This window comes from Rhizocola hellebori, assembly GCF_016862955.1.
Taxonomy (GTDB): domain Bacteria; phylum Actinomycetota; class Actinomycetes; order Mycobacteriales; family Micromonosporaceae; genus Rhizocola; species Rhizocola hellebori.
Map to the genome: position 1 here is coordinate 1 of NZ_BONY01000084.1, position 24685 is coordinate 24685.

Genomic DNA, 24685 nt, shown 5'->3' on the forward strand with positions numbered 1-24685 from the left:
GGCCTGGCGGCCCGGCGGCCTGGCGGCCCGGCGGCCTGGCGGCCCGGCGGCCTGGCGGCCCGGCGGCCCGGCGGCCCGGCGGCCTGGCGGCCTGGCGGCCTGGCGGCCTGGCGGCCCGGCGGCCTGGCGGCCCGGCGGTTTGGGGCGGGGCGGTCAGGGCTAGGGCTAGGGCTGGGCGGGGCGGGCGGCGTCGAGGCGGGCTCGGGCGCCGTCGAGGCGGGACTGGCAGATGGCGGCAAGTTCTTCGCCGCGCTCCCAGAGCGCCAGGGCTTCTTCCAGGGTGCCGCCGCCGGATTCGAGCTTGTTGACGACGTCGGCCAGCTCGGCGCGGGCTGCTTCGTAGGAGAGCTCATCGGATGCGGAGGTCATGCCGTGACCTTAGCGGTCAGCTCCCCTTCGGCCAGCCTTAGGCGCAGCGTCTCGCCTTTGCGGGCTTCGTCGGATTTGCGCAGGACGTGGCCGTCGGCCTTTTGCACGATCGCGTAGCCGCGGGAGAGGGTCGCGGCGGGGGACAGGGCGCGCAGGCGGGCGAGGGTGTGCTGGAGCTCACTGTCGGCGCGAGAGAGCCGATGGTCGATGGATCGGCGGATGCGGTCGACGGACTGGTCGAGATCGGTTTCGAGGCGATCGATGAGGGCCTGCGGTTTGGCCAGCGCTGGGCGGCTGCGGAACGAGTCGAGGCGTTGCTGCTCGCGGTCGATGCGGTGGCGGACGGCCTGGGTGACCCGCTGCCGGGCCTGGGCGATCAGGCGCATCTCCTCGGCCAGGTCGGGCACCACCCGCTTGGCGGCATCGGTCGGGGTGGACGCGCGGACATCGGCGACCCAGTCAACGAGAGGGGTGTCCGGCTCATGGCCGATGGCGGAGATCACAGGGGTGCGGCAGGCGAAGACGGCGCGGCAGAGCGCCTCGTCGCTGAAGGGCAACAGGTCCTCCACCGACCCGCCGCCGCGCGCCAGGATGATCACGTCGATGGTTTCGTCGGCGTCGAGAACCTGAAGGGCGCCAACGATTGACGGCACCGCAGTGGGACCCTGGACCGTGACGTTGAGGACCCGGAAGTCGACCGCGGGCCAGCGCCGCTGGGCATTGGTCAGCACGTCGCGCTCGGCGGCGCTGGCCCGCGCCGTGATCAAGCCGATGCGGCGGGGAAGGAACGGCGGGCGGCGCTTGCGCCGCGGGTCGAAAAGGCCCTCCGCCTGAAGCAGCTTCTTGAGCTGTTCGAGACGGGCCAGCAGCTCGCCGAGGCCCACCTGGCGGATCTCGTCGGCGCGCAGCGAGAGCGTGCCGCGCTGAGCGAACCACTCGGGCTTGGCGTGCACGACCACCCGGGCGCCCTCTTCGAGCAGGGGCGCGCCGGAGTCGAGCACGTCGCGGCTGACGGTCACGGTGAGGCTCAGATCGGCCGAAGGATCACGCAGAGTGAGGAACACGGTGGCAGCGCCAGGACGCCGTGAGAGCTGCGCCACCTGGCCGTCGAGCCAGACCCAGCCCAGCTTGCCTATCCAGGCGCTGATCTTCTGGCTGACCACCCGAACGGGCCACGGCTGCTCAGGAGAACTCATGCCATGGCCTCCTTGCGTCGGCCATCACCTGCGGTGAGCGCATGAGCCACTCCCAACCTAATGATGAGCTCGACAAGCTCGCTCAAGTGACCAAGGTCTGTCATGAGTCCGAGGATAGAATCACCGTGTGACCGAAACTCCCCCTCGCAAGCGTGTTCTGCTCGCCAAGCCGCGTGGCTACTGTGCCGGCGTCGACCGGGCGGTGCAGACCGTCGAGGAAGCGCTCAAGCTCTACGGCGCGCCGATCTATGTTCGCAAGCAGATCGTGCACAACAAGCACGTCGTCTCCACGCTGGAGGCCAAGGGTGCGATCTTCGTCGAGGAGAACGAGGAGGTCCCGGAGGGGTCGACCGTGGTCTTCTCCGCGCACGGGGTGGCGCCTGAGGTCCATGAGCAGGCGAAAGAGCGCAACCTGAAGGCGATCGATGCCACCTGCCCGCTGGTGACGAAGGTGCATCACGAGGCGCGCCGCTTCGCCGCCGAGGACTACGACATCCTGCTCATCGGTCACGAGGGACACGAAGAGGTCATCGGCACGAGCGGGGAGGCGCCGGCTCACATCCAGCTGGTCGACGGGCCCGACGGTGTCGACAAGGTGACAGTGCGCGACCCGGAGAAGGTGGTCTGGCTTTCGCAGACCACACTCAGCGTCGACGAGACGCTGGAAACCGTGGCGCAGCTGAAGAAGAAGCTGCCCATGCTGCAGTCCCCGCCCAGCGACGACATCTGCTACGCCACGCAGAACAGGCAGCAGGTGATGAAGCAGATCGCCCTCGATTGCGATGTCGTGCTGGTGGTCGGTTCGAAGAACTCGTCGAATTCGGTACGCATGGTGGAGGTCGCGGTACAGGCCGGGGCGGCGCAGGGCCACCTGATCGACTTTGCGCACGAGATCGAAGACTCCTGGCTTGAGGGCGCGACCACGGTCGGGCTGTCCTCGGGCGCGAGTGTGCCGGAGGAGCTGGTCGAGCAGGTGCTGGCGCATTTGGCCGAGCGAGGTTTCGCCGATGTCGAAGAGGTGGTCACCGTTGACGAGCGACTCGTCTTCTCGCTGCCTCAAGAACTCAAGCGCGACATGAAGGTCGCCGCCGCGGCACGTGCCGTCTAAAGTAGAGCCATGGGTGGCTCACTCCTCGGTGTGATTGTCGGAGCGCTCCTGCTCGGCGTCTGGTTTGCCACGGCTCGAGCGCACAGACAGATCCGCTCGGAGGCGGCGGCCAAAAGCGGTGCGGCGTTTACCGTTTACGCCGCCATTCGCAGGCTGGACGCGGGCCGGTGGGCGGGGCGCTGGCGGCACGGGTTCCTCACCGTCAATGGCAGCGCGATGGAGTGGCGGCCCAGACGGCCGCGGCCCGGCCCGCGCGTCGCGCTATCAGATGTCCTTTTCGGACGGCCTCGCCCGGTCGCGGGCATAGAGTACTGGTGGGTCAACCCGGCCATGAAGATTTTTACGATCCATTCCTTTCATGACCCTTCCGCCAGGTACGATCTCGCGCTGCTGCCCGAGTCGGTGGAGCTGGTCGTGGACGGGGGCAAGAGCTCGGGCGCCTGAGCCTGGCGGGGCGCCATCTCGATCTGCTGCAGCTCGGGCGGGAAGTCCCCGGAGATGCCCAGCTCGTTGAGGCGGCGCGCGGTGACGAGCACCCGCTGTTCAAGCGAGCCAACGGCTTGGTTGTAGGCGATGACCGAGGCGTTCAAGGAGTTGCCCAGTTTCGCGAGATGGCCGCCGACGGTACCCAGACGGCTATAAAGCTGTTTGGCAAGTTCATGAATCTGGACCGCGTTGCGGGAGAGGGCTTCCTGCCGCCACGTGTAGGCGACAGTGCGCAGCAGAGCGACCAAAGTGGACGGTGTGGCCAGCACAACGTTGCGGGTGAAGGCGTGCTCCAGCAAGGCGGGATCGTGTTGCAGCGCCACATCGAGAAACGGCTCGGCCGGCACAAAAAGCACCACGAACTCGGGGGACTGGGCGAAGGCGTCCCAATATTGACGCGAGCTGAGGATGTCGATGTGTGAGCGCAAAGCCTTGGCGTGCAAGGTGAACTGCTCGTTGAGGTAGGCATCGAGCGGCACCTTCGCGTCAACCACCACGCTTCGGTTGCCGTGCAGGCGAACCACCATGTCGGGCCGGACCACGGCGAGGTCAACGGTCGCGGTGACCTGCTCGTCGAAGTCGCAATGTTCCAGCATTCCGGCGGCTTCCACGATGCGGCGCAGCTGGTGCTCGCCCCACCGGCCACGCACATGCGAGGTGCGCAGCGCGCCGACCAGCTGGCCGGTCTGCTCGTTGGCCACCCGCAGCTGGCTTCGCAGCTCCGCGTAGGCGTCGACCCGGTCGTGTTCAAGCTGGCGAAGGGTCTCGTTGAGGGGGGAGATGACGCGGGCGACCGCCTCCTGCGACTGTGCTGTGGCCTCATAGGACAGCGACCGCATCGCCTGCTCCAGGCGCACTTCTCCGGCCGCGGCCGCGTCGATGGTGGCCTGCAGACGAGCCAGCTCGGGTGCTGAGCGGGCCCGGGCGGCGAGCCACCCGAGCCCAGCTCCGGCGATGAGGCAGATGACGACTATCGCGAGGGTGTCCACACCCTAAGACTGCACGAAGGTCGCAATATCCTCCGACTGCGCCACGCGCGATGGCTCGTGCACGTACATCATGTGCCCGGCTTCGTAGTATTTGAACTCGATGTTCGCCCGCAGCTCCGCCGGAATTTCAAGGTGGGCGAAGGTGTGTTCGCTGGCGTAGTAAGGCGTCGCGCCGTCGTGATAGCCGCACGCGACCTGTACCCGCAGGTGGGGGTTGGCGCGCATGGCCTGGGCGAGCTTATCGGCGACATTGACGTGCTGACCTTCGAACTCCTTGTAGGACCAGGGATTCACCTGCCGCCACGCCAGCACCTCATAGGGGAGGTCCTGCTCGACCTTGAGTTCTTCGCGCAGATATTGATTGATGCCCGCACCGTAGGGGCCCATGATGGCGTCGAGCGACGGGTCTGAGCTCCACCGGTCGCCGGCGTAATCGGAGTCCCAGCCGAGGAACCGCCCGTCCAGGCGGCCTACCGTGCGTTTGCGCGACCGCAGCAGCTCGGTGTAGAACCGCACGTGTTCGGGTCGCAGGTCGACGCGGTCGAGGTAATCCTCGGACAGGCCGCTGATCCGCGCCAGCCGGCTCAGAACGCCGGCTCGCTCGTCGGCGGACAGCCGTGATCCGCGATCGAGCGCCCATGGGTAGTCGCGGCTGGCGAACTCCTCCGCCTCGGCGAGCACCTCGCGCAATGGCCTTTCGCCGTGCAGGCCGTGGTAGTGGGCGATGGCCGCGTAGGTGGGCAGGAAGAGCGGGTAGGCCAGATCGAGATGGGGGTGGAACTCGAGCGTACCCATATTGAGAACGCTGGATACCAGGATGATTCCGTTGGGGTAGAGCGCATGCCGGTCCTGGAGGTGCTGGGCCAGGGCGGCGGCGCGCAACGTGCCATAGGACTCGCCGCACAGGAACTTCGGGGACATCCAGCGGCCGTTGCGTGAGGTCCACAGCCGGATCAGCTCGCCCACGCTTTCCACATCGGCGGAAAAGCCGTGGTAGTCCTTGGCTTTCTCGCCCTTGACCGCCCGCGAGTAGCCGGTGGAGACGGGATCGATGAACACCAGGTCGGCATGGCGCAGCACGGTCTGCTCGTTGTCGGCCAGGCCGTAGGGCGGCGGCAGCAGCGACCCGGCATCGCCCATCACGATGCGCCGCGGCCCAAGCACACCCAGGTGCAGCCACACGCTGGCCGAGCCCGGCCCGCCGTTGAAGGCGAATATCACCGGCCGGGTAGCCGGATCGGCCCCTTCCAGCACGTAGGAGACGACGAACATCTCCGCCTTGGCCTTGTGGCCGTCAACCTTTTCGTCGGTCTGCGTCTCATAGCGCAGCACCATCCGGCCCGCGGTGGCCGTGTATCGCAGCCCGGCCACCTCGTGTGTGGTGGTGACCAACTGGTCGGTGGGCTCCGGCGAGGCTGCGTCGCCGTTCTTCTTGTCCTCGGGCTTCTGCTCATCTGCCATGGGAGCAGACCCTACCGACTGGTTAGGTCAGTTCGGGAGGTGGCGCAGGAGCGACAGGCTGTTGGACGGCTCGAGGCGGTAGCCGAAGCCGTGCACAGTGGAGATCGCGTCTCCGTGCACGCCGAGCTTCACCCTGACCCGCCGGACGTGGACGTCGACTGTGCGCTCCCCGCTGAACTCGTGGCCCCAGACCTCTCGCAGCAGCTGCAGGCGGGTGAAGGCTGCGCCCGGGTGCGAGGTCAGGAACAGCAGCAGATCGTATTCGCGGCGGGTGAAACGCACGGGACGCCCGCCCAGCAGCACCCGGCGACTGGCGGTGTCGATGACGACCGGGGTGGTGACGGGAGTCCCGTGCGCAGACCCGTGCTCCACTTCGGAGATGGCCTGCACCAGCCGGTCTGCCGACACCTGGGCGTCGGGACCGGAGAGCGTGACGGTGAGGGTTACGGTTGGCACCGCCCCAGACTATCTCCATAATCTCTATGGGTCTAGTAGGAATTTGGACGGTAACTCTGGCGCGTGCAAAGCAACGCGCGGCAGATCACCGCCGGCGATCTGCCTCGTGGTCCAGGAGCCAGCGCTTCACGTCCAGGCCCCACCTGTACCCGCCGAGTGAGCCGTCGGCGCGCAGCACGCGATGGCAGGGCACCAGAAGCGCGATCTGGTTGCGGGCGCAGCCCTGGGCGGCGGCCCGGACAGCTTCCGGCTTGCCGGTGAGCGCGGCGAAATCGGTGTAGGTGATGGGGGTGCCGAGCGTGCGCAGCACCTCCCAGCAATGCTCCAGATAGGCCGTTCCGGTCTGCGCGACCGGCACCTGGTTCAGCGCCCCGATATCCCCGTCGAGGTAGGCCTTCACGGAGTCGATCGCGATCTGGGGTACCTCACCGGCCGGTAGATCGTCGTTGCCGAACCGGGCGGCGGTGACCGCGACTCCGTTGCCGGTCATGGTGAACGGGCCCGCGGGTGTGGAAATAGTGATCATGATGCGGCTCTCCAAAGTCGGATCTGGGCATACGAACGCCAGGGCCGCCAGCTTTCGGCGTGCCGGGCGAGGTCTTTCGGGTTGGTCGGCAGACCGAGCGCGGCCGCGCCGTGCAGCGAGCCGAGATCGGTGGGGAGGAACACGTCGGGGTGGCCCAGCGCCCGCAGCGCGATGTAGTCGGCCGTCCACTCGCCTATGCCCGGCAGCTCAAGCAGAGCCAGTCTGGTGGTCTCGCGGTCGCTGCCGGTGTCGAGGGTGAGCTCGCCGTTGTCCATCACCCGGGCCAAGGTGCGCAGGGCCTCCCTGCGCCGGGTCGGCATCGAGAACGCCTCGTCGGGCAACTCCAGCAGCTCCTGCGGAGTGGGGAAGAGATCGCCGCGACACAGTCGCGATAGGACCGTCCGGGCGCCGGAGACGCTGATCTGCTGGCCCACGATCGCTCGGACGGCGACTTCGAAGCCGTCGACGGCGCGTGGCAGCCGCACCCCCAGCGGTTGTCCGGGGAAGTCGGCGATCAGCGCCGCGTCGATCGCGGCCGGGTCGGCGTCAAGGTCGAGCAATCGGCGGCAGCGCGCCACGGCCGGGGTCAGATCCCTTACGTCCGAGAGGTTCAGCTCGGCGGCCACGTGCCCGTCGGCCGGGCTCAGCGTCACCGTGGCCGGGCCGTGCGGCAGGCGGAGGCTGCGGCGGTAGCGGCCCGGCTCGTAGGTTTCGATGCCGGGGACGGTGCGGGCGCCGAGAAAGCCGAAAAGGCCGGCCGAGTCAAAGGGCGGACGGTAGCTGAGCCTGAGCGAGATCGTGCCGTCCACATGCGCGGGGGCACGCCGCAGCGACGACGGCACGACGCCGTAGACCTCGCGGAACGTGTCGTTGAACTGGCGCACGCTGCCGAAGCCTGACGCGAAAGCGATCTCGGCCAGGCTCAGCCCGGTCTTGGCGATCAAGGTCTTCGCCGTCTGCGCCCGCTGGGTGCGGGCCAGCGCCAGCGGTCCGGCGCCCAGCTCGTCGGTGAGCAGCCGGTTGAGGTGACGCTCGGTGTAACCGAGGCGGGCCGCCAGCGCGGGCACGCCGCCGCGGTCCACCACACCGTCGTTGATGAGCCGGACCGCCCGCGCCGTCAGGTCGGCCCGCACATCCCACTGCGGCGAGCCTGGCACGGCGTCCGGAGCGCAGCGACGGCATGCCCGGAAGCCCGCCTTCGAGGCGGCGGCGACGCTGGGAAAGAAGCGCACGTTTTCGCGCTTCGGCGTGCGGGCCGGACAGGATGGGCGGCAATAAATTCCTGTCGAGGTCACGCCCACCCAGAACCGTCCGTCGAAGCGGCGATCCTTGCTGGCTATGGCTGGGTAAAGGTCCACGCGGCTAAGTCTGCCCCGGCCGTGGGACAGACTGCTGGCGGTTTTCGGACGCGAGCTTGGGTGGGGAGAAATTGTGCGCCGCGCGGCCCCTGCCAACTGGGACCGCGCGGCTGTCACCCCTCTACCGCAGCCTGTTCTTCACAGGCGCTGGAAGAAGCTCTTTGCGGAACGAAGCGTTCCGTTCTTCGACTCTATCAGAACGGAACATTATGTTCCAGTGGTAGCGTGAGCAATATGGCGTTGAATGGTCGCAAGGCGCAGGCCGCCCGGAACGACGAACTGATCCTCGAAGCGGCGCGTGCGGTCTTCACCGCAGATCCAGCCGCGCCGATATCGACAGTCGCGGAGCGGGCCGGAGTTGGTATAAGTGCCCTCTATCGGCGTTACCGAAGCAAGGATGATCTACTCCAGAAGCTGTGCACCGACGCCATCCGTACATATGCCGATATTGCTGAATCGGCCGCAAAGTCGCAAGCGGAACCCTGGGAGGTCTTCGTCTCGTTCATGCGCACTGCCCTCGATGCGAAAGCCGGATCGCTGAGCATCCGCCTGGCCGGGCAGTTCCGCGTCGGCGAGGAGCTCCAGGCCCAGCTGCCAAGGGCTTTTGAGAGCACTCGGCAGGTACTGGACAGAGCCAAAGCGGCCGGAGTGGTGCGCGCCGATATCGAAGTAGGTGACATCTCTCTCATGCTGGAGCAGCTGCAAACGATCGAGGTCGGGGACGAAGCGCGCACGAACCAGCTCCGTCACCGGTACCTGAAGCTGATGCTCGATGGGCTGCACGCTTCGCGCGACGAGATCCCCGGGCCGGCGCCGACTTGGAAGGAGATTGGCAGCCGTTACGAGCAGGCGGTAACGCCCGCGTAAGCTGGTCTGTCGTGAGTCTTTCCATCGGCATCGTCGGCCTGCCCAACGTCGGCAAGAGCACCCTTTTCAATGCGCTCACCCGTAACGACGTGCTCGCGGCGAACTACCCCTTCGCCACGATCGAGCCCAACGTCGGCGTGGTCGGTCTTCCCGACGCGCGCCTGGGCAAGCTGGCCGAGATGTTCAGCTCGCAAAAGATCCTCCCGGCGCCGGTGTCCTTTGTGGACATCGCCGGCTTGGTGCGCGGCGCGTCGAAGGGCCAGGGCCGCGGAAACGCGTTCCTCGCCAACATCCGTGACGCCTCCGCCATCTGCCAGGTGGTCCGCGCCTTCAGCGACCCGAATGTGGTGCACGTCGATGGCAAGGTGTCGCCGAAGGATGACATCGAAACGATCAACACTGAGCTGATCCTGGCCGACCTGCAGACCATCGACAAGGCGATCCCGCGTCTGGAGAAGGAGGCCCGCGCCAACAAGACCCGGGCCGCCGCGCTGAACGCGGCCAAGGCCGCGGGCGAGCTACTCAACGAGGGAACGACGCTCTACGCGGGCGCGGCCAAGGCTGGCATAGACACGAGTGAACTTCGCGAGCTGCACCTGTTGACCGCCAAGCCATTCCTCTATGTGTTCAATGTGGACGAAGCCGAGCTTGGTAACAACGCTTTCCTCGACGAGCTGCGGGCGCTGGTGGCCCCGGCCGAGGCCATCTTCATGGACGCGAAGATCGAGTCGGAGCTGATCGACCTGCCCGAGGATGAGGCGCGCGAAATGCTTGAGGCGATCGGCCAGCCCGAGCCGGGTCTGGACCAGCTGATCCGAGTCGGCTTCCGCACCCTCGGGCTGCAGACCTACCTCACCGCCGGGCCCAAGGAAGCGCGGGCGTGGACGATTCAGGTCGGCGCGACCGCGCCCGAGGCGGCCGGTGTCATCCACACCGACTTCCAGCGCGGCTTCATCAAAGCCGAGATTGTGGCCTTCAATGATTTGATGGCCGCAGGCTCGATGGCGGCTGCCAAGGCCGCCGGCAAGGTGCGAATTGAAGGTAAGGATTACGTGATGTCCGACGGCGACGTGGTGGAGTTCAGGTTCAACGTGTGAGCTGGGTGTAGGCCGCTTCGATGCGGGCGGCCAGGCCCACTTCCGCCTGGGTGAGCGCACCGTCGGCCTCATGGCAGACTTTGATTTGGGTGCGGCCGTCGAGCCGGCGAATCTGCGGTCGGACGCCTAACGCGTCCGCGGCGACCGTAATCCGCTCGGTGAGCAGGGCGTGCTGGACGTCGTCGAGTTGAAGGGTCCGTTTGATGCAGTCACCGTCACGGATCCACCCCGCCAGCTGGGAAAGTGCGTCGGTGAGGTAGTCGCGCCGCTGGCCCCATGGTCGCTTGATCAACACTGCCAGACCACGCCCATTCGCACCTCCAGCGTCGTTGCCGGCTTGTGGCCGAATCTTGTCCGCCCCGTCACATAATCGGTATCCCCATCCTGCCCGTTAATCGTCTGAGTGTCCACGCGAACAAAACCGACTTCGGGTACTTCGCAGGACGCTATACGCGCAAGAAAGTCTTTACCACCAGCCGGTTTCCCTGCGACATTGTCTGGTTGTGCGAGTCAACATTGGCGGTTCGGTCACCTCTATCGATGGGTGACCCCAAATCGCCTTAAAGACCAGGGTCTGGCACGCTGTCCGCCGTGTCTAATTTCACGCCAGAGATCCGGGTCATCGTCGGCGCGGCCATTGTCGACGAGGGTCGCGTCCTGGCTTGCGAGCGCTCCGAGCCCGCCGAGACCGCTGGCAAGTGGGAGTTCCCGGGCGGCAAGGTGGAGCCCGGCGAGACCGAGCGAGAGGCGCTGATTCGCGAATGCGAAGAGGAGCTTGGCGTGACTGTGGAAATCGGGATCCGGGTGGGCGGCGACGTCATGCTGGGCCACGGCCGCGCCGTGCTTCGCGTCTACACCGCAACTCTGATCGATGGCACACCGAAAGCGCTTGAGCACGCAGAGCTTCGATGGCTGACCGTCGACGAGTTGGACAGCGTCCCCTGGCTCCCCGCCGACGCGCCAATAGTCGCGGCCCTACCCGCTCATCTGAGATGAGGGGATAGGGCCGGCTGACTGAGCGCTCAGTGCTTGTCTGGGTGGTAGTAGTTGAGGCCTTTGGGGTCGACGGGGAAGCTCAGGTCGTCGCCGAAGGGCGAAGCCGCCGCTGAGCGGTCGGAGAGCATTTCGTTGAGGTTGACGTGGCCCTTGGCATTGAGCTCGGGGGGCAGCGGAGGCGTCGGTTCGCGGCCGAAATCGACCGGAGCCATATCATCGGCCACCTTCACTGGGCCAGCGTGTACGGTCGGCTCTGCCGAAGCCGTAGGCGCAATCTGGTCACGCCGTAGGATCTTGCGTCCGAGTACCACAAGCGGATCATACCGCCGGTCCACGACGCGCTCCTTCATCGGGATGATGGCGTTATCCGTGATCTTGATGTGCTCCGGGCACACCTCCGTGCAGCACTTGGTGATGTTGCAATAGCCCAGACCCTGCTGCGACTTGGCGAACTCCTTGCGGTCGTTCTTGGCGTCGAGCGGGTGCATGTCCAGCTCGGCGGCGCGGATGAAATACCGCGGCCCGGCGAACTCTTCCTTGTTGGGCTCGTGGTCGCGTACCACGTGACAGGTGTTCTGGCACAGGAAGCACTCGATGCACTTGCGGAACTCCTGCGAGCGCTCGACATCGATCTGCTGCATCCGGTAGTCGCCCGGCGCGACCCCCGGCGGCGGCGCGAAGGCGGGCAGCTCGCGTGCCTTCGTGTAGTTGTAGGACACATCGGTCACCAGGTCGCGGATGACCGGGAAGGTGCGCAGCGGGGTGACCGTGACGGTCTCGTTCTCCTCGAAGGTGGACATGCGCGTCATGCAGCTCAGCCGCGGCATGCCGTTGATCTCCATCGAGCACGAGCCGCACTTGCCCGCTTTGCAGTTCCAGCGGCAGGCCAGATCCGGCTCCTGGGTCGCCTGCAGGCGGTGGATCACGTCGAGGACGACCTCGCCCTCATTGACCTCAACCTGGTAGTCGTTGAGCTGCCCGCCGCCCGAGTCGCCGCGCCAAACCTTGAACTTGCGAACGCTCATGCCGAAGCCTTCCCTTCGGTCCGCTTCGCTGCCGCATCGGCATGATCGAATCCCAATTTCATGATGAGTTCCCTGCGGTCACTCATGCCGACAACTCCTCTTCGGTCATGTACTTGGAAAGCTCGGACCGGTCGAAGAGGTCCAGGAGATCGGGGCGCATTGTCGGTACCGGCTGGTGGGTCAGGGTGACGTTGCCGTCGTCGTCGATGCCGCAGACCAGGTTGACCTGACGCCACTGCGGATCCATCTTCGGATAGTCCTCGCGGGTGTGGCCGCCGCGGGATTCCTTGCGCTCCAAGGCGGCCAGGGCCGTGCACTCGGAAACGAGGAGCATGTTGCGCAGATCGAGGGCCAGGTGCCAGCCGGGGTTGTAGCGGCGGCCGCCGGTCGCGCTGACATTGCGGACGCGCTCCCTCAGCTCGCCGAGCTTCTTGATGGCCGCCGCCAGCTCGCTTTCGCGGCGGATGATGCCCACCAGGTCGCCCATGATCTCCTGCAGCTCGTGCTGGAGGGCGTAGGGATTGTCCCCACCTTCATGGGAGAGCGGAGCCAGCGCCGCCTGGGTGGCAGCCTCCACATCGGACTGTGCGGCCTTGGGCCGGGTCGTCAGCTCGCTGACGTACTGGGCCGCGTGTTCCCCGGCGCGCTTGCCGAAGACGAGGAGGTCCGACAGCGAGTTGCCGCCCAACCGGTTCGAGCCGTGCATGCCGCCGGAACACTCGCCCGCCGCGAACAGTCCGGGCACCCCGCCCGCCGCGCTGTCCGGGTCGACCTCGATGCCGCCCATGACGTAGTGGCAGGTGGGCCCGACCTCCATCGGCTGCTTGGTGATGTCGACGTCGGCCAGCTCCTTGAACTGGTGGTACATCGAAGGCAGCCGCTTGCGGATCTGTTCGGCGGGAAGCCGCGAGGCGATGTCGAGATAGACGCCGCCGGCCTTGGTGCCGCGGCCGGCCTTGACCTCACTGTTGATCGCGCGAGCGACCTCGTCGCGGGGGAGCAGCTCGGGCGGGCGCCGGTTGTTGTCCGGGTCGGTGTACCAGCGGTCGGCTTCGGCCTCGGTTTCCGCGTATTGCTTGCGGAACACGTCGGGCACGTACTCGAACATGAAGCGCTTGCCTTCGGAGTTCTTGAGCACGCCACCGTCGCCGCGGACCGACTCGGTGACCAGGATGCCCTTCACCGATGGCGGCCAGACCATGCCGGTCGGGTGGAACTGGAGGAACTCCATGTTGATCAGCTTGGCTCCGGCGCGGAGCGCGATGGCGTGACCGTCGCCCGTGTACTCCCAGGAGTTCGAGGTCACCTTGTAGGACTTGCCCACGCCGCCGGTGGCGATGACCACCGCCGCCGTTTCGAAGAGCACGAACTCGCCCGACTCGCGGTAGTAGCCGAAAGCGCCGGCGATCGCGCCTTCCGCGGACAGGAGCAGCTCGGTGATCGTGCACTCGGCGAAGACCCGGATCTGTGACTCGTAGTCTCCGTACTTGGTCTTGTCCTCCTGCTGCAAGGAGACGATCTTCTGCTGCAGGGTGCGGATGAGCTCCAGCCCGGTGCGGTCGCCGACGTGGGCGAGCCGGGGGTACTCGTGGCCACCGAAGTTGCGCTGCGAGATGCGGCCGTCCTTGGTGCGGTCGAACAGCGCGCCGTAGGTTTCCAGCTCCCAGATGCGCGACGGCGACTCTTTCGCGTGCAGCTCGGCCATCCGGAAGTTGTTGAGGAACTTGCCCCCGCGCATGGTGTCGCGGTAGTGGACCATCCAGCTGTCGTTGCTGTTGACGTTGCCCATAGCGGCGGCGGCGCCACCCTCGGCCATCACCGTGTGGGCCTTGCCGAACAACGACTTGGAAATGATGGCGACCCGCTTGCCGGCGAGCCGGGCTTCGATGGCGGCGCGTAGGCCGGCCCCGCCGGCCCCGATCACTACCACGTCATATTGAAATTTGTCCATTATCCTACGAACCTCAGATCGCTGAACCATCCGGCCGCGAGAGCCATGATGTAGAAGTCGGTGATCGCCAACGTCGCCAGCGTGATCCAGGCCAACCCCATGTGCCGGGTGTTCAGTTTGGAGACGAAGGTCCAGGCCCTGTACCGAACCGGGTGCTTGGAGAAGTGCTTGAGCCGCCCGCCGATGATGTGCCGGCAGGAGTGGCAGGAGGCCGTGTAGGCCCACAGCATGATGACGTTGACCCACAGGATCACGTTGCCCAGGCCGAAACCGAAGTCGCCGTTGGCCTTCTGCATGGCCATGATGGCATCGTAGGTGTTGAATATTGAGATGATCACGGCTGCGTAGAAGGCGTAGCGGTGCAGGTTCTGGAAGATGAGCGGGAATCGGGTCTCGCCGCTGTAGTTCTTGTGCCCATCCGGTACCGCGCACGCGGGCGGCGACATCCAGAACGCCCGGTAGTAGGCCTTGCGGTAGTAGTAACAGGTCAACCGGAACAGCAGCAGGAACGGCAGGCTCAGGGCCGCGTAGGGGATCCACGGGCTGTCGGGTATGAACCTTCCGAAGTGCGCCGCCGCTGGCTCACAGCCCTCCGACACGCAGGGCGAATAGAAGGGCGTCAGATAGTGATACTCGTCGACCCAGTACCACTTCTGCATGAACACCCGAAACGTCGCGTAGGCCACCCAGGCGAAGAGCCCGACCGCTGTGATCAGCGGGGCTAGCCACCATCTATCGGTGCGCAACGTCTTGGCCGAGATCTCGGCGCGCGCCTTGGCGCCGGTCGGCCTCGTTGCCAACGTCGTCATATCAAGTCTCTCCAGCGCTACAAGCAGGTTCGATCACCGACACGTTACGCCGCGCCGCACCACACGATGACGGCGGTCCGGTCGTCTGTGAGCGCACCGGTGCCCGCGGTGTCCGCGGGGAAGTCCACATCCAGCAGGAACGATCCGATCGAGCGCGGGTGTCGCCACCTGTGCGCGAAGCGGCTCTGTCCTTGCGGGAGCTTCGAGAAGGCGGCGGCAAGGCCATCGGTGGTGATCGCTACCACCGACTTCGGCGGGAGATCGACCAGTGCCGCTGCGGCCAGCTCGGGCTGGAAGGGCAGGGTCGCCGAGGTGTCGGCGGTGACGTCCGCGGTCAGGTTCTGCCATCGTGAGCCGAGGTTCACCCACGCGCTGGAGTGCCCGAGGTAGGCCAGCCACGCGGTGCGTTCGCCGCCGCGGGTGGGCGCGGTGGGGATCACCATCGCCACCAGCGTGGTGTAGAGCGAGCCCATCGAGATTCCGCGCAGCTGGGCACCGTCGACCATGGACTGGGCGACGCGGCCGAAGACGTCGGCCGCGGTCAGCCGTTCCAGGCCTATCCCCAGGTCCAGCTGTCGGCGCAGGTCGTTGACGACGGTGGTGGTGGCGAGGTTGGCGCCCAGGCCGGGCCGGCCACCGGGCAGCGCGCCGTCGGCGACCGCGATGATGAGGTGTTCGGAGGCCGAGTCCTGCGCCAGCCTGTACGCGTCCTGCCGGGGCATGCCGGGCTGATGGCTGCGGTTGGCGGGGCCGACTATCGAGGCGGCCCTGACCGCGAGATCGCCGATCTGAGCCAGGTCCGCGGCGATGGCCGGCAGCGCGGGCTCGTGCGGGAGCGCCCAGCGCGGCATCGGCTCAGCGCGGGCGGGCCGCCGCTTGGACCGGCGGCTTCTGCCCACGATGAAGGTGGCCGCCCAGATCAGCAGGACGACCACCAGGGCGAGCCCGGCGAACCTCACCGTGGGCAGGACAAAGCCCACTACTCACCCGCTTTCATCCACTGGCGCCTCCGGTGAAGTTCCACGAACGTAGATGCAGCACCGGGGCGGAGGTGTTGACGAACTCGTATCGGTTGGGTTGAGCGATGGATTCGGAGCCGATGCCGAGCACGTTGCCGGGCTCGAGCGCCTGCACATAGCTTTGCGTGAACCGGAAGTTGCGCACCGGCCGGACGATCTCACCGGCCTCGATGAGCCAGGCGCCGTTGCGGGTCAGCCCGGTCAGCGCCATGGTGCGCGGATCGAGGACCCGCGTGTACCAGAAGTCGGCCACCAGGATGCCCCGCTCGACCCTCGCGATCATCTCGGCGAGGTTGGTGTCGCCCGGCGCGAGCACCGGGTTGCGCGGCATCGGCCCCCAGCTGTCCTCGATGATGCAGTGGCCGGTGGAAGCGACGCCGGCCTTGGCGGCTGTCCGCCGGTCGTGCGTGACGCCTGCGGTCACGCCGCCGTCGACCAGGGTCATGCGCCCGCGCGGGGTGCCCTCCGCGTCGAAGGACACGCCGCCGGCCGGGCCGGTGGGGTCGTCGTAGATGGTGACGGCCGGGTCGAGCTGGGCCGAGCCGGGCTCGGCGAAGCTGCGTCCTTCCGTGAAGACCTTGCCGTTGAAGCCGAAGAGGGCGAAGTTGTTGAGAATGTCCGCCACCGCGGCCGGCTGCAGGATGACCTCATAGCGTCCGGGCGGCAGCTCGACCGGATCGCCCTGTGCGCGTACGGAATTTGCCGCTTGCTCGCCAAGTGCCGCTCCCTCCAAATCGGACAGTCGGGCGCTGGCGTAACGGGCCACGCCGTCGGCGCCATCGAGGCGGGCGATGCCGTCCATGGCCGAGTCTGTCGCGGCGGCGGTCAGCTGCTGGCCGGCCGAGTTGAGGTAGAAGCCGGACCAGGTGGCGGTGCGGCAGTAGCCGGCGGTCACCAAGCCCCCGGCGGCCTGGACGAAGTCCTGGACCAGGGCCGCCCTGTCAGCTGGCGTGCAGTCACGGGTGTCTTCGTCCACAATGGACTGCTCGTGCAGCGAGGTGGGCGCGGTGATCCCGGGCCAGCCCGGGTCGAGCGGTGCCAGCGGCAGCATCGCGCCGGCCCGTTGCGCCAGCGCTTCCGCGTCGGTCTGGGTGGTCGAGACGGAGACCGTGCGGCCCTCGTGGTGCACGCGCAACCCGACCCGGATCGTGTCCTCGTCGACGTTCTGGTGGATGAACGAGTTCGCAAAGCGGGTAAGCGCGGACTGGATGCGGTCCACCTTCACCTCGATCTGCGCACCCGGCATCGCCTTGATCGCGGCGTCGAGGACCTGTGCGGTGAGTTCGCTTGTCATGACCGCACCCCCACCCGGACGTTGCGAAAGCGCGCCGGCGCGGCCGGATGCCCGGTATGACCGGTCTGACTCGGCTGGCCCTTGCCACAGTTTGGCGTTCCCCACGCGACTATCTCGCTGGAGAGCATGTCCATCGAGCTCCAGAAGCGGGGGCCGATCCCGGTGTAGGTGGGGTTGCGCAACATGCGGCCCAACTTGCCGTTCTTCACCTCGTATCCGATCTCGCAGCCGAATTGGAAGTTCAACCGTTTGTCGTCGATCGACCACGAGCGGTTGTTCTCCATGAAGACACCGTCATCCGTGCTCGCGATAATCTCGTCGAGCGTATGCGGACCGGGCTCCAGACCCACATTGGTCATCCGGACCATCGGCAGCCGGGCAAAACCGTCGGCGCGCACGCTTCCGCCATAATCGAGGCCCGCCGCGGCGGCCGAGTCGCGTCCCGCGAGGACGCCGACCCAGGTGCCGTTGCGCACGGCGTACCTCTTCTCGGCGGGGGTGCCTTCATCGTCGAAACCGAAGCTGCCCAGGGCGCCCGGGATGGAGGGATCGATGGTGATGTTCATGAGCTCGGAGCCGTACTTGAGGCTGCCCAGCTGCGCCAGGTCAAGCCAGGAGGTTCCGGCGAAAGCGGCTTCCCAGCCCAGAATCCGGTCGAGTTCGATGGCGTGCCCCACCGACTCGTGGATCTGCAGGCACATCTGCTCGCCGCCCAGGATGAGATTTGTCTCCCCGGCGGGGCACAGCGGCGCCGTGAGCAAGGCGCGCGCCTCCTCCGCGACGCGGGGAGCATGGCCGAGCAGGTCTAGTGAGTGCACCAATTCCCAGCCGCGGGTGCCGTACTGGCCGCGCCCGGCCGGGTAGGAGCGGCGCTGGGTTTGGCCGTCGCCGATAGTGGTGGCCTGGATTCCCGCCCCGCATTCCCGGATCCGCTGGTCGATGCGGTGGCCCTCGCTGGAGACGAACCACTTCTCGGTATCCCAGATCTGGTAGAGCGACTCGGCGAGGTCGGCGCCGTGCTCTTGCATCAACCTGGTTGTCGCGACCAGGAGGTCTCCCTTGTCGGCCAGGGCCACCCCGATCGGGTCGATCTCGCAATCGCTTGCCCAGCTCGCGGTGCTGACCTGGCTCTTGATCAGGTCGAGTGCCGGGCCGGCCACACTCGCGCTGGCCTTGGCGATCTCGGCGGCGCGGCGGCCCGCGTGTCTGGCTGCCTGGTCAGACATATCCGGTACCGCGAAAAAGCCCCAACTGGAACCAACGAGCGCTCTGACGCCCAGGCCGGCCGACTCATCCGAGGTCAGCTCGTCGACTTCGCCGTTGCGGGCGGTCATGGACTCATACCTGCGGTGCATGACGCGCGCGTCCGCGTAGCGCGCCCCCGCATCCAAAGCAGCCGATACGGCCGCCTCGGCCGTGCCGAAGAAAGTCATGGCGAAACCCTAGCCCCTCGGCTCTTGCGAAAAATTCCTTCATGCCTGACGCTGTGCGCGATCACTTGGACGACTGATCGGGGAAGCGACCCTAGCCATTGGGGTGATTTCCTGTTGCGTTACCGAAGGGAAACCTAATTCGGTCAACCCGCTTGCCACCCTCGGGCGTCCAGGTGCAGAAGGATTCCTTCGCATAGGAGCGGAGCGGCAGGGGTACATGAACACAACGATCGAGGATCCGCCCTACCTTCGGGTGGTTGATCTGAAGGTGCGCTTTGACACCGACGATGGCCAGGTGCGCGCCGTCGAGGGCGTCAACTTTACTGTTCGCAAGGGGCAAACCCTGGGCATTGTGGGCGAATCGGGCTCTGGCAAGAGCGTGACCTCGCTGTCCATCATGGGGCTGCACGACGCACGGCGCACCCGAATTTCAGGCGAGATCCACCTGGGCGGCCGTCAGCTGGTTGGCATGCCAGAACCGGCGCTGCGCAAGCTGCGTGGCTCGGACATGGCGATGATCTTCCAGGACCCGCTCTCCGCCCTGCACCCCTATTACACGGTCGGCAAGCAGCTGGTCGAGGCCTACCAGGTGCACCATCCCGACGCGAGCCGCGCCGAGGCGCGCAAGCGCGCGGTCGACATGCTGGGGCGCGTTGGCATCCCGCAACCGGACAGGCGCTTCAGCTCCTACCCGCACGAGTTCTCCGGCGGCATGCGGCAGCGGGTGATGATCGCTATGGCGCTGATGAACGACCCGGCGCTGCTCATCGCCGACGAGCCGACCACGGCGCTCGATGTGACAGTCCAGGCCCAGATCCTTGACCTGCTGGAAGACCTGCAGCGCGAGTTCAACTCGGCCGTCATCCTGATCACCCACGACATGGGCGTGGTCGCCCAGGTCGCCGACGACGTACTGGTCATGTACGCGGGCCGGGTCATCGAATACGGCACGGTGGAGCAGGTGCTCCGCGAGGCGCACCACCCCTATACCTGGGGCCTGCTGGCCAGCATCCCGAGCCTGCACGGCGACGCCGAGGTAGACCTCAAGCCCATCAAGGGCAATCCGCCCAGCCTCATCAACGTGCCGACCGGCTGCGCGTTCCACCCGCGGTGCGCCTACGCGCTCGTCCCGGGCGCCTGCGTGGACGTCGTGCCGGACCTGCTGGAGCTGTCGTCCCGCAACGGGCACAAGGTCGCCTGTCATCTGCCGGAGTCGCGGCGGGTGCGCACCTACGAAGAGGACATCGCACACGTGGGAGTCGCACAATGACCATTCCAATGGCTCAGGAGCTGGTGCCGTCACAGCGGCAGGGTCAGCCCCTGCTTCAGGTACGCGGCCTGGTCAAGCATTTCCCCATCCGGCAGGGCTCTTTCGGCGCTAAGGCCACGGTGCGGGCTGTCGACGGCGTCGATTTCGACGTGGCGGTGGGCGAGACGCTCGGCCTGGTGGGCGAGTCGGGCTGTGGCAAGACGACCACGGGCCGGATGCTGGTCAAGCTGCTCGACGCGACCGCGGGCTCCATCGTTTTCGAGGGGCGCGACATCACCAAGGCCAGCCGGGAGGAGATGCGCCCGCTTCGGCAGGACCTGCAGATCATCTTCCAGGACCCGTATTCGTCGCTGAACCCGCGGCACACGGTCGGCAAGATTGTGGCGATGCCGTTGGTGGTCAACGGCATCAAGCCGCCCGGCGGGCTCAAGGCCAAGGTGCAGGATCTGCTGGATCTGGTCGGCCTGAACCCCGAGCACTACAACCGCTTCCCGCACGAGTTCTCCGGCGGCCAGCGCCAGCGCATCGGGATAGCCCGAGCGCTTGCCTTGCGCCCCAAGCTGATCGTTGCCGATGAGCCGGTCTCCGCACTCGATGTCTCGATCCAGGCCCAGGTCATCAACCTGCTGCGCAATTTGCAGAAGGAGCTGGATCTGGCGTTCGTCTTCATCGCCCACGATCTCGCGGTGGTGCGCCACTTCAGCCAGCGCATCGCGGTGATGTATCTGGGCAAGATTGTGGAAGTGGGCAGTCGCGAGGAGATCTACGAGCGGCCGTCGCATCCCTATACCCGGGCGCTGCTTTCCGCGGTACCAGACGTGGCCAAGCTTGGCGCGGGCCGGATCCGCCTCACCGGCGATGTGCCGACCCCGCTGGACCCGCCCTCCGGTTGCCGTTTCCGCACCAGATGCTGGAAGGCGCAGCCCATTTGCGCTACCGAGGAACCGGCCCTGCTGCCCATGGCCGGCGGTTCCGTTGCGGCATGTCACTTCCCAGAGACGGGAGCACTGCGATGACAGCGCAGCTCACCACCACCGAGGAGATTCACCCCGTCGAGCCCGATGCGGTGCTGCCACGCAAGTTCGTGGGCCGTTCACCCGGTCAGATCGCGTGGGCCCGGCTCAAGGCCGACCGCACGGCGATGGTCTGCATGGTGATTGTTGGCGCCACCATCCTCGTCGGCATGTTCGCGCCGGTGGTTTCGTGGCTCTACGGCGTCTCGCCGGACGAGACCTTCACCAGCTTGCTCACCGGTGACGCGGTGCCGAAGGGTTATCTCGGCGGGCTTTCCGGCGATCACTGGCTCGGACTGGAGCCCAGGCTCGGCCGGGACCTGATGATGCAGGTGGTGTACGGAATCCGTACCTCGCTGACGATCGCCTTCCTCGCCGCCATCCTGAGCACCGTGCTCGGCGTGGTGATGGGCGTGGTGGCCGGTTACCTCGGCGGCTGGGTCGACAACGTCATCGGCTGGATCGTCGACATGCTGCTCGCCTTGCCGTTCATCATCTTCGCGCTCGCCGCGATGCCCGCCATCCAGGCCGCGGTTTACACGCCGCGCGAGGCGCCCTCGCCGTTCTTCAAGATGGTGACTCTGGTCATCGTGTTCACCGTCTTCGGCTGGGTGGGAACCGCCCGCCTGGTCAGAGGTCAGGTGCTTTCGTTGCGGGAGAAGGAATATGTCGAGGCCGCGCGCGCTGCGGGCGCGGGCACGATGCACATCCTCTTCAAGCAGCTGCTGCCGAACCTGTGGGCGCCCATTCTGGTGACCTTCTCGCTGGCGGTTCCGGGCTTCATCACCGCCGAAGGCGCGCTGGGCTTCCTCACCATCGGCATTGTCGAGCCCACACCGGACCTGGGCCGGATGATCTCGCAGAGCTCGAACTGGCTTTCCGCCGACCCGATGTACTTCATGGTCCCGGCCGGCACGCTGTTCCTTCTCGTTCTTACCTTCAACCTCTTCGGCGATGCGGTCCGTGACGCGCTCGACCCGAAGACGCGCCGATAGGAGTCACTCATGCTGCGGTTTGTCGTGATGCGACTGTTGCGGGCGGTCTCGGTTCTGATCGTCACCAGCGTTGTCACCTTCTCCATGTTCTTCGCCCTGCCGGCCGATCCTGCGCTTGCCTTGTGCGGCAAGAGCTGTGACACCACCAAGTACGAGCGGGTGAAGCACACGCTCGGCCTGGACGAGCCGTTGGTGAACCAGTACGGCGACTACATGAAGGGCATCTTCGTCGGACGTGACCTTTCCGCCATCGCGGGTGGGAAGTTCTGCGAAGCGCCCTGTCTCGGGTACTCCTTCGAGCAGGGGGAGCTGGTGACCGACGCGCTCAAGCGCACCTACCCGATTACGTTGAGCCTCATCATTCCCGCCTTCATCCTGTACCTGACGTTCGGGATCGGCTTAGGAGTGCTGGCGGCGCTGAAACGCGGGCGGGCGATGGACAAGTTCGCGGTGGGACTTTCCCTCGTCGGCGCCTCCAGTCAGATCTTCACCATCGGGTTCATCCTCGTCTTCATCTTCCTTGTCACACTCAGGATTTCGCCTCCACCCAGCTATACCCCGCTCACCGAGGATCCCTTGAAATGGGCGTCCGGACTATGGATGGGCTGGGTGGCCCTGGGCTTCGTGAGCATGGCCATCCATACCCGGCTGTCGCGGGCGCAGATGCTCGAAACCCTGTCGGAGGATTTCGTTCGTACGGCTCGCGCCAAGGGTTTGTCGATGCGCAAGGTTTACGGCAAGCACGCGCTGCGTGCCGCGCTGACACCGATGGTGACCCAGGGCGGGCTGGAAATCGGAACTCTGCTCGGCGGCGCCGTCATCACCGAGACCACCACGAGCGTCAACGGCGTTGGCTCGCTTGCGGTTGCCGCGGCCCGGTCCGGTGACCTGGCGGTGGTGATGGCCACCGTGCTCATCTCGGCGGTGTTCGTGGTCGGTTTCGTCATTATCGTCGATGTGCTTTACGCCGTAATCGATCCGCGGGTGAAGCTGAGCTAACCGACAAACACCCGAAACCCAATCTGTGCCCCGGGGCTTATGACGCGGGGTAGGCGAAGCTTTCCTTCGATACGTAAGTCAAGACCTGAAAGTTATTGTCACCAAATAGAGACATTCGCGTTGTGCGGCCGTAACAGCCAATGCGAAGGGTAAAGGTAAGCACACTTAGCAATCTGGAGGTTTCACCTATGCGACGCAGGTTCGCAATGGTGGCACTCACGGCAATGACGGTCGTCGTTGGTATGAGTGCCTGCACGAAGGTGGAAGACAACGGCAACAGTGCCACGCCTTCCAAGTCCACCCAGGAGGGTGGTATTTCGAAAGACCCAGCGGACTCGAAGGGCCCCGCGCCGGAGATCGCTGGCGCGAAGAAGGGCGGCACGGCCTACATCCTGCGCCGCAACGACTTCTCGCACCTTGACCCCAGCCGCCAGTACTCGGTGACGGCGATGGCCCTCGGCCAGCTGTACTACCGCACGCTGACCACCTTCAAGGACCTGGGCAACAACAAGCTGCTCCTCGTGGGTGACCTCGCCGAAGACACCGGCAAGGACGTCAAGGGCGACTGCAAGACCTGGGAATACAAGATCAAGAAGGGCATCAAGTACGAGGACGGCACCGAGGTGAAGGCGGCTGACATCGCCTACGGTGTGACTCGTATGTTCAACGACGCCCTCGTCGGTGGACCCACTTACATGATGGAGTGGCTCGCGGACACCCCGCAGTACACCAGCGTTTTCGACCACGCCAAGCCGGAGAACAAGGACAAGCTTGCCCCCGGTATCACCGTTGTCGACGACTACACGGTGAAGTTCGACTTCAAGAAGGCGCACTGCGAGGTTCCCTACGCCTTCAACCTGCCCTTCGGCGTTCCGGTGCCGAAGGCCAAGGACACCGGCACGAACTACGACCTTGCCCCGGTCTCGACCGGCCCTTACAAGATCACCAAGTTCACCAAGGGCTCTGAGATCATCCTTGAGCGCAACACCAACTGGGACCCGAACACGGACCCGATCCGTCACGCTTACCCGGACAAGTTCCACGTGAAGCTCGGCATCGCGACCGCCACCGTGACCCAGCGTCTCATCGCTGACGTCGGCGACGACCAGTTCGCGTTCACCTCCGGCATCGACCCGGCGCAGGTTTCCTCGATCGCGTCCAACGCGGCTCTGCAGAACCGGATCATCTCTGAGATCACGCCGTTCATGTTCTACATGTGGATCAACAACCAGCGGGTGAAGGACCTCAAGGTTCGCCAGGCTCTGAACTGGGCCATCGACCGTGACGCCTACATCAAGTCGCTCGGTGGCGACAAGCTCGGCACGCCGGGCACCACGCTGCTGTCGCCGCTGACCATCGGTTACGAGGCCTACGACGCCTACCCGGGCGGCCCGACGGGCAACCCGACCAAGGCCAAGGAGCTCCTCGGTGGCGCCACCCCCGAGCTGGTGCTCGCACACGGTGACGACCCGGACGCGCAGACCCAGGCGGTGGCGATCAAGACCGGTCTGGAGAAGGCCGGCTTCAAGATCACGCTGGTGGCGACCCCGGCCGACTCGTTCCTTGACAAGATCGGTGAGAAGAACAACCCGTGGGACCTGTACGTGAGCGGCTGGGCGGCTGACTGGCCGTCGGGCGCGAGCACGCTGCCGGTTCTCTGGGATGGCCGCACCATCAAGGACGCCAACAACCAGGACTACCCGTACTTCAACAACGACGACGTGAACAAGGAGTTCGACCGCATCAACGCGCTGCCGGACTCCGCCGCCGCCGCGAAGGCGTGGGCCGCTCTGGACAAGAAGCTCATGACCGAGTTCGCTCCCTGCGTTCCGCTGACGTTCGACCGTGACTACCTCGTCTACGGCTCGAAGGTGGGCGGTCTGTTCGAGAGTGACGTGCTCGGCACGGTGGCGTTCGTGAACGTCCACCTCAAGTGAAGTAACCAGCAATAGACAGGCCCGGGTGCTC

The 24685-nt window shown here is 66.1% G+C and carries 24 protein-coding genes; 10 read left to right on the forward strand and 14 right to left on the reverse strand.

Annotated features, from left to right (window positions below):
- Nucleotides 1-165 precede the first annotated feature (165 nt).
- A complete protein-coding gene (locus tag Rhe02_RS40445) occupies nucleotides 166-369 on the reverse strand; it encodes an exodeoxyribonuclease VII small subunit (RefSeq protein WP_203913804.1) in 204 nt (67 codons plus the stop codon).
- Nucleotides 366-1565 carry an exodeoxyribonuclease VII large subunit gene (gene xseA / locus Rhe02_RS40450; RefSeq protein WP_203913805.1) on the reverse strand — a complete coding sequence of 400 codons (1200 nt, stop codon included), beginning with the start codon at nucleotides 1563-1565 and terminating at the stop codon, nucleotides 366-368. The genes Rhe02_RS40445 and xseA overlap by 4 nt, the downstream gene beginning before the upstream one ends.
- A gap of 127 nt (nucleotides 1566-1692) precedes the next feature.
- Here xseA and Rhe02_RS40455 point away from each other — a divergent pair, with 127 nt between their 5' ends.
- Nucleotides 1693-2673, forward strand: coding sequence for a 4-hydroxy-3-methylbut-2-enyl diphosphate reductase (locus Rhe02_RS40455; RefSeq protein WP_203913806.1), 981 nt, complete (start codon nucleotides 1693-1695; stop codon nucleotides 2671-2673).
- A 9-nt stretch (nucleotides 2674-2682) separates the two neighbouring features.
- Nucleotides 2683-3117 (forward strand): hypothetical protein, encoded by a 435-nt coding sequence (locus Rhe02_RS40460; protein WP_203913807.1) that lies wholly within the window; start codon nucleotides 2683-2685, stop codon nucleotides 3115-3117.
- On the opposite strand, the gene Rhe02_RS40465 is transcribed toward Rhe02_RS40460, so the two are convergent.
- The 5 genes from Rhe02_RS40465 to Rhe02_RS40485 all read right to left on the reverse strand — a co-directional run bounded on the left by Rhe02_RS40465 (nucleotide 3030) and on the right by Rhe02_RS40485 (nucleotide 7949).
- Nucleotides 3030-4148, reverse strand: a complete 1119-nt coding sequence (locus tag Rhe02_RS40465; RefSeq protein ID WP_203913808.1) for a DNA recombination protein RmuC — start codon at nucleotides 4146-4148, stop codon at nucleotides 3030-3032. The genes Rhe02_RS40460 and Rhe02_RS40465 overlap by 88 nt on opposite strands.
- A gap of 3 nt (nucleotides 4149-4151) precedes the next feature.
- Nucleotides 4152-5609 (reverse strand): S10 family peptidase, encoded by a 1458-nt coding sequence (locus Rhe02_RS40470; RefSeq protein ID WP_203913809.1) that lies wholly within the window; start codon nucleotides 5607-5609, stop codon nucleotides 4152-4154.
- A gap of 27 nt (nucleotides 5610-5636) precedes the next feature.
- Complete coding sequence (locus tag Rhe02_RS50675) at nucleotides 5637-6065, reverse strand: winged helix-turn-helix domain-containing protein (protein WP_203913810.1); 429 nt, start codon at nucleotides 6063-6065, stop codon at nucleotides 5637-5639.
- Between the two features lie 85 nt (nucleotides 6066-6150).
- The gene (locus Rhe02_RS40480) at nucleotides 6151-6591 is read right to left on the reverse strand and encodes a methylated-DNA--[protein]-cysteine S-methyltransferase (RefSeq protein WP_203913811.1); all 441 of its coding nucleotides are present in this window, start codon (nucleotides 6589-6591) and stop codon (nucleotides 6151-6153) included.
- Entirely contained in the window at nucleotides 6588-7949 is a 1362-nt protein-coding gene (locus Rhe02_RS40485; RefSeq protein WP_203913812.1) for an AlkA N-terminal domain-containing protein, read from the reverse strand. The genes Rhe02_RS40480 and Rhe02_RS40485 overlap by 4 nt, the downstream gene beginning before the upstream one ends.
- 234 nt (nucleotides 7950-8183) lie before the next feature.
- Here Rhe02_RS40485 and Rhe02_RS40490 point away from each other — a divergent pair, with 234 nt between their 5' ends.
- The gene (locus Rhe02_RS40490) at nucleotides 8184-8816 is read left to right on the forward strand and encodes a TetR/AcrR family transcriptional regulator (protein ID WP_203913838.1); all 633 of its coding nucleotides are present in this window, start codon (nucleotides 8184-8186) and stop codon (nucleotides 8814-8816) included.
- Between the two features lie 11 nt (nucleotides 8817-8827).
- Nucleotides 8828-9913 (forward strand): redox-regulated ATPase YchF, encoded by a 1086-nt coding sequence (gene ychF, locus Rhe02_RS40495; protein WP_203913813.1) that lies wholly within the window; start codon nucleotides 8828-8830, stop codon nucleotides 9911-9913.
- Here the strand turns inward: ychF and Rhe02_RS40500 are convergent.
- Nucleotides 9903-10208, reverse strand: coding sequence for a 4a-hydroxytetrahydrobiopterin dehydratase (locus tag Rhe02_RS40500; protein ID WP_203913814.1), 306 nt, complete (start codon nucleotides 10206-10208; stop codon nucleotides 9903-9905). The two genes, ychF and Rhe02_RS40500, sit on opposite strands and share 11 nt — an antisense overlap.
- A gap of 296 nt (nucleotides 10209-10504) precedes the next feature.
- Between Rhe02_RS40500 and Rhe02_RS40505 the strand changes: the two genes are divergently transcribed.
- Nucleotides 10505-10909, forward strand: a complete 405-nt coding sequence (locus Rhe02_RS40505; RefSeq protein ID WP_239124365.1) for a (deoxy)nucleoside triphosphate pyrophosphohydrolase — start codon at nucleotides 10505-10507, stop codon at nucleotides 10907-10909.
- Nucleotides 10910-10935: 26 nt separating this feature from the next.
- On the opposite strand, the gene Rhe02_RS40510 is transcribed toward Rhe02_RS40505, so the two are convergent.
- From Rhe02_RS40510 to Rhe02_RS40535, 6 genes are all read right to left on the reverse strand, one after another.
- Entirely contained in the window at nucleotides 10936-11934 is a 999-nt protein-coding gene (locus Rhe02_RS40510; protein WP_203913815.1) for a succinate dehydrogenase/fumarate reductase iron-sulfur subunit, read from the reverse strand.
- 82 nt (nucleotides 11935-12016) lie between these two features.
- The gene (locus Rhe02_RS40515; protein WP_203913816.1) at nucleotides 12017-13885 is read right to left on the reverse strand and encodes a fumarate reductase/succinate dehydrogenase flavoprotein subunit; all 1869 of its coding nucleotides are present in this window, start codon (nucleotides 13883-13885) and stop codon (nucleotides 12017-12019) included.
- On the reverse strand, nucleotides 13885-14694 hold the full coding sequence (gene sdhC / locus Rhe02_RS40520) for a succinate dehydrogenase subunit SdhC (RefSeq protein ID WP_203913817.1): 810 nt from the start codon (nucleotides 14692-14694) through the stop codon (nucleotides 13885-13887). The genes Rhe02_RS40515 and sdhC overlap by 1 nt, the downstream gene beginning before the upstream one ends.
- A gap of 44 nt (nucleotides 14695-14738) precedes the next feature.
- Complete coding sequence (locus Rhe02_RS40525; protein ID WP_203913818.1) at nucleotides 14739-15674, reverse strand: protein phosphatase 2C domain-containing protein; 936 nt, start codon at nucleotides 15672-15674, stop codon at nucleotides 14739-14741.
- Between the two features lie 13 nt (nucleotides 15675-15687).
- Nucleotides 15688-17007 carry a TldD/PmbA family protein gene (locus Rhe02_RS40530; protein ID WP_203913819.1) on the reverse strand — a complete coding sequence of 440 codons (1320 nt, stop codon included), beginning with the start codon at nucleotides 17005-17007 and terminating at the stop codon, nucleotides 15688-15690.
- Nucleotides 17004-18440 (reverse strand): TldD/PmbA family protein, encoded by a 1437-nt coding sequence (locus Rhe02_RS40535; protein ID WP_203913820.1) that lies wholly within the window; start codon nucleotides 18438-18440, stop codon nucleotides 17004-17006. Before Rhe02_RS40535 ends, Rhe02_RS40530 begins: the two co-directional genes overlap by 4 nt.
- Before the next feature lie 217 nt (nucleotides 18441-18657).
- On the opposite strand from Rhe02_RS40535, the gene Rhe02_RS40540 reads away from it, so the two are divergent.
- The 5 genes from Rhe02_RS40540 (at nucleotide 18658) to Rhe02_RS40560 (ending at nucleotide 24654) form a co-directional block, all read left to right on the forward strand.
- Nucleotides 18658-19710, forward strand: coding sequence for an ABC transporter ATP-binding protein (locus tag Rhe02_RS40540; RefSeq protein WP_203913821.1), 1053 nt, complete (start codon nucleotides 18658-18660; stop codon nucleotides 19708-19710).
- On the forward strand, nucleotides 19707-20726 hold the full coding sequence (locus Rhe02_RS40545) for an ABC transporter ATP-binding protein (protein WP_239124366.1): 1020 nt from the start codon (nucleotides 19707-19709) through the stop codon (nucleotides 20724-20726). The genes Rhe02_RS40540 and Rhe02_RS40545 overlap by 4 nt, the downstream gene beginning before the upstream one ends.
- Entirely contained in the window at nucleotides 20723-21718 is a 996-nt protein-coding gene (locus Rhe02_RS40550) for an ABC transporter permease (protein ID WP_203913822.1), read from the forward strand. The genes Rhe02_RS40545 and Rhe02_RS40550 overlap by 4 nt, the downstream gene beginning before the upstream one ends.
- 9 nt (nucleotides 21719-21727) lie before the next feature.
- Nucleotides 21728-22717 (forward strand): ABC transporter permease, encoded by a 990-nt coding sequence (locus tag Rhe02_RS40555; protein WP_203913823.1) that lies wholly within the window; start codon nucleotides 21728-21730, stop codon nucleotides 22715-22717.
- Nucleotides 22718-22905: 188 nt separating this feature from the next.
- Nucleotides 22906-24654: an ABC transporter substrate-binding protein gene (locus Rhe02_RS40560; protein ID WP_203913824.1), complete on the forward strand. Its 1749-nt coding sequence runs from the start codon at nucleotides 22906-22908 to the stop codon at nucleotides 24652-24654.
- Nucleotides 24655-24685 lie beyond the last annotated feature (31 nt).

Coding starts and splice junctions, on each gene's coding strand:
- Rhe02_RS40550 (WP_203913822.1), top strand. CDS start 20,723: ATGACAGCGCAGCTCACCACCACCGAGGAGATTCACCCCGTCGAGCCC.
- Rhe02_RS40480 (WP_203913811.1), bottom strand. CDS start 6,591: ATGATCACTATTTCCACACCCGCGGGCCCGTTCACCATGACCGGCAAC.
- Rhe02_RS40545 (WP_239124366.1), top strand. CDS start 19,707: ATGACCATTCCAATGGCTCAGGAGCTGGTGCCGTCACAGCGGCAGGGT.
- Rhe02_RS40515 (WP_203913816.1), bottom strand. CDS start 13,885: ATGGACAAATTTCAATATGACGTGGTAGTGATCGGGGCCGGCGGGGCC.
- Rhe02_RS40560 (WP_203913824.1), top strand. CDS start 22,906: ATGCGACGCAGGTTCGCAATGGTGGCACTCACGGCAATGACGGTCGTC.
- Rhe02_RS40530 (WP_203913819.1), bottom strand. CDS start 17,007: ATGACAAGCGAACTCACCGCACAGGTCCTCGACGCCGCGATCAAGGCG.
- Rhe02_RS40445 (WP_203913804.1), bottom strand. CDS start 369: ATGACCTCCGCATCCGATGAGCTCTCCTACGAAGCAGCCCGCGCCGAG.
- Rhe02_RS40490 (WP_203913838.1), top strand. CDS start 8,184: ATGGCGTTGAATGGTCGCAAGGCGCAGGCCGCCCGGAACGACGAACTG.
- Rhe02_RS40555 (WP_203913823.1), top strand. CDS start 21,728: ATGCTGCGGTTTGTCGTGATGCGACTGTTGCGGGCGGTCTCGGTTCTG.
- Rhe02_RS40460 (WP_203913807.1), top strand. CDS start 2,683: ATGGGTGGCTCACTCCTCGGTGTGATTGTCGGAGCGCTCCTGCTCGGC.
- Rhe02_RS40470 (WP_203913809.1), bottom strand. CDS start 5,609: ATGGCAGATGAGCAGAAGCCCGAGGACAAGAAGAACGGCGACGCAGCC.
- Rhe02_RS40535 (WP_203913820.1), bottom strand. CDS start 18,440: ATGACTTTCTTCGGCACGGCCGAGGCGGCCGTATCGGCTGCTTTGGAT.
- sdhC (WP_203913817.1), bottom strand. CDS start 14,694: ATGACGACGTTGGCAACGAGGCCGACCGGCGCCAAGGCGCGCGCCGAG.
- xseA (WP_203913805.1), bottom strand. CDS start 1,565: ATGAGTTCTCCTGAGCAGCCGTGGCCCGTTCGGGTGGTCAGCCAGAAG.
- Rhe02_RS40540 (WP_203913821.1), top strand. CDS start 18,658: ATGAACACAACGATCGAGGATCCGCCCTACCTTCGGGTGGTTGATCTG.
- Rhe02_RS40510 (WP_203913815.1), bottom strand. CDS start 11,934: ATGAGCGTTCGCAAGTTCAAGGTTTGGCGCGGCGACTCGGGCGGCGGG.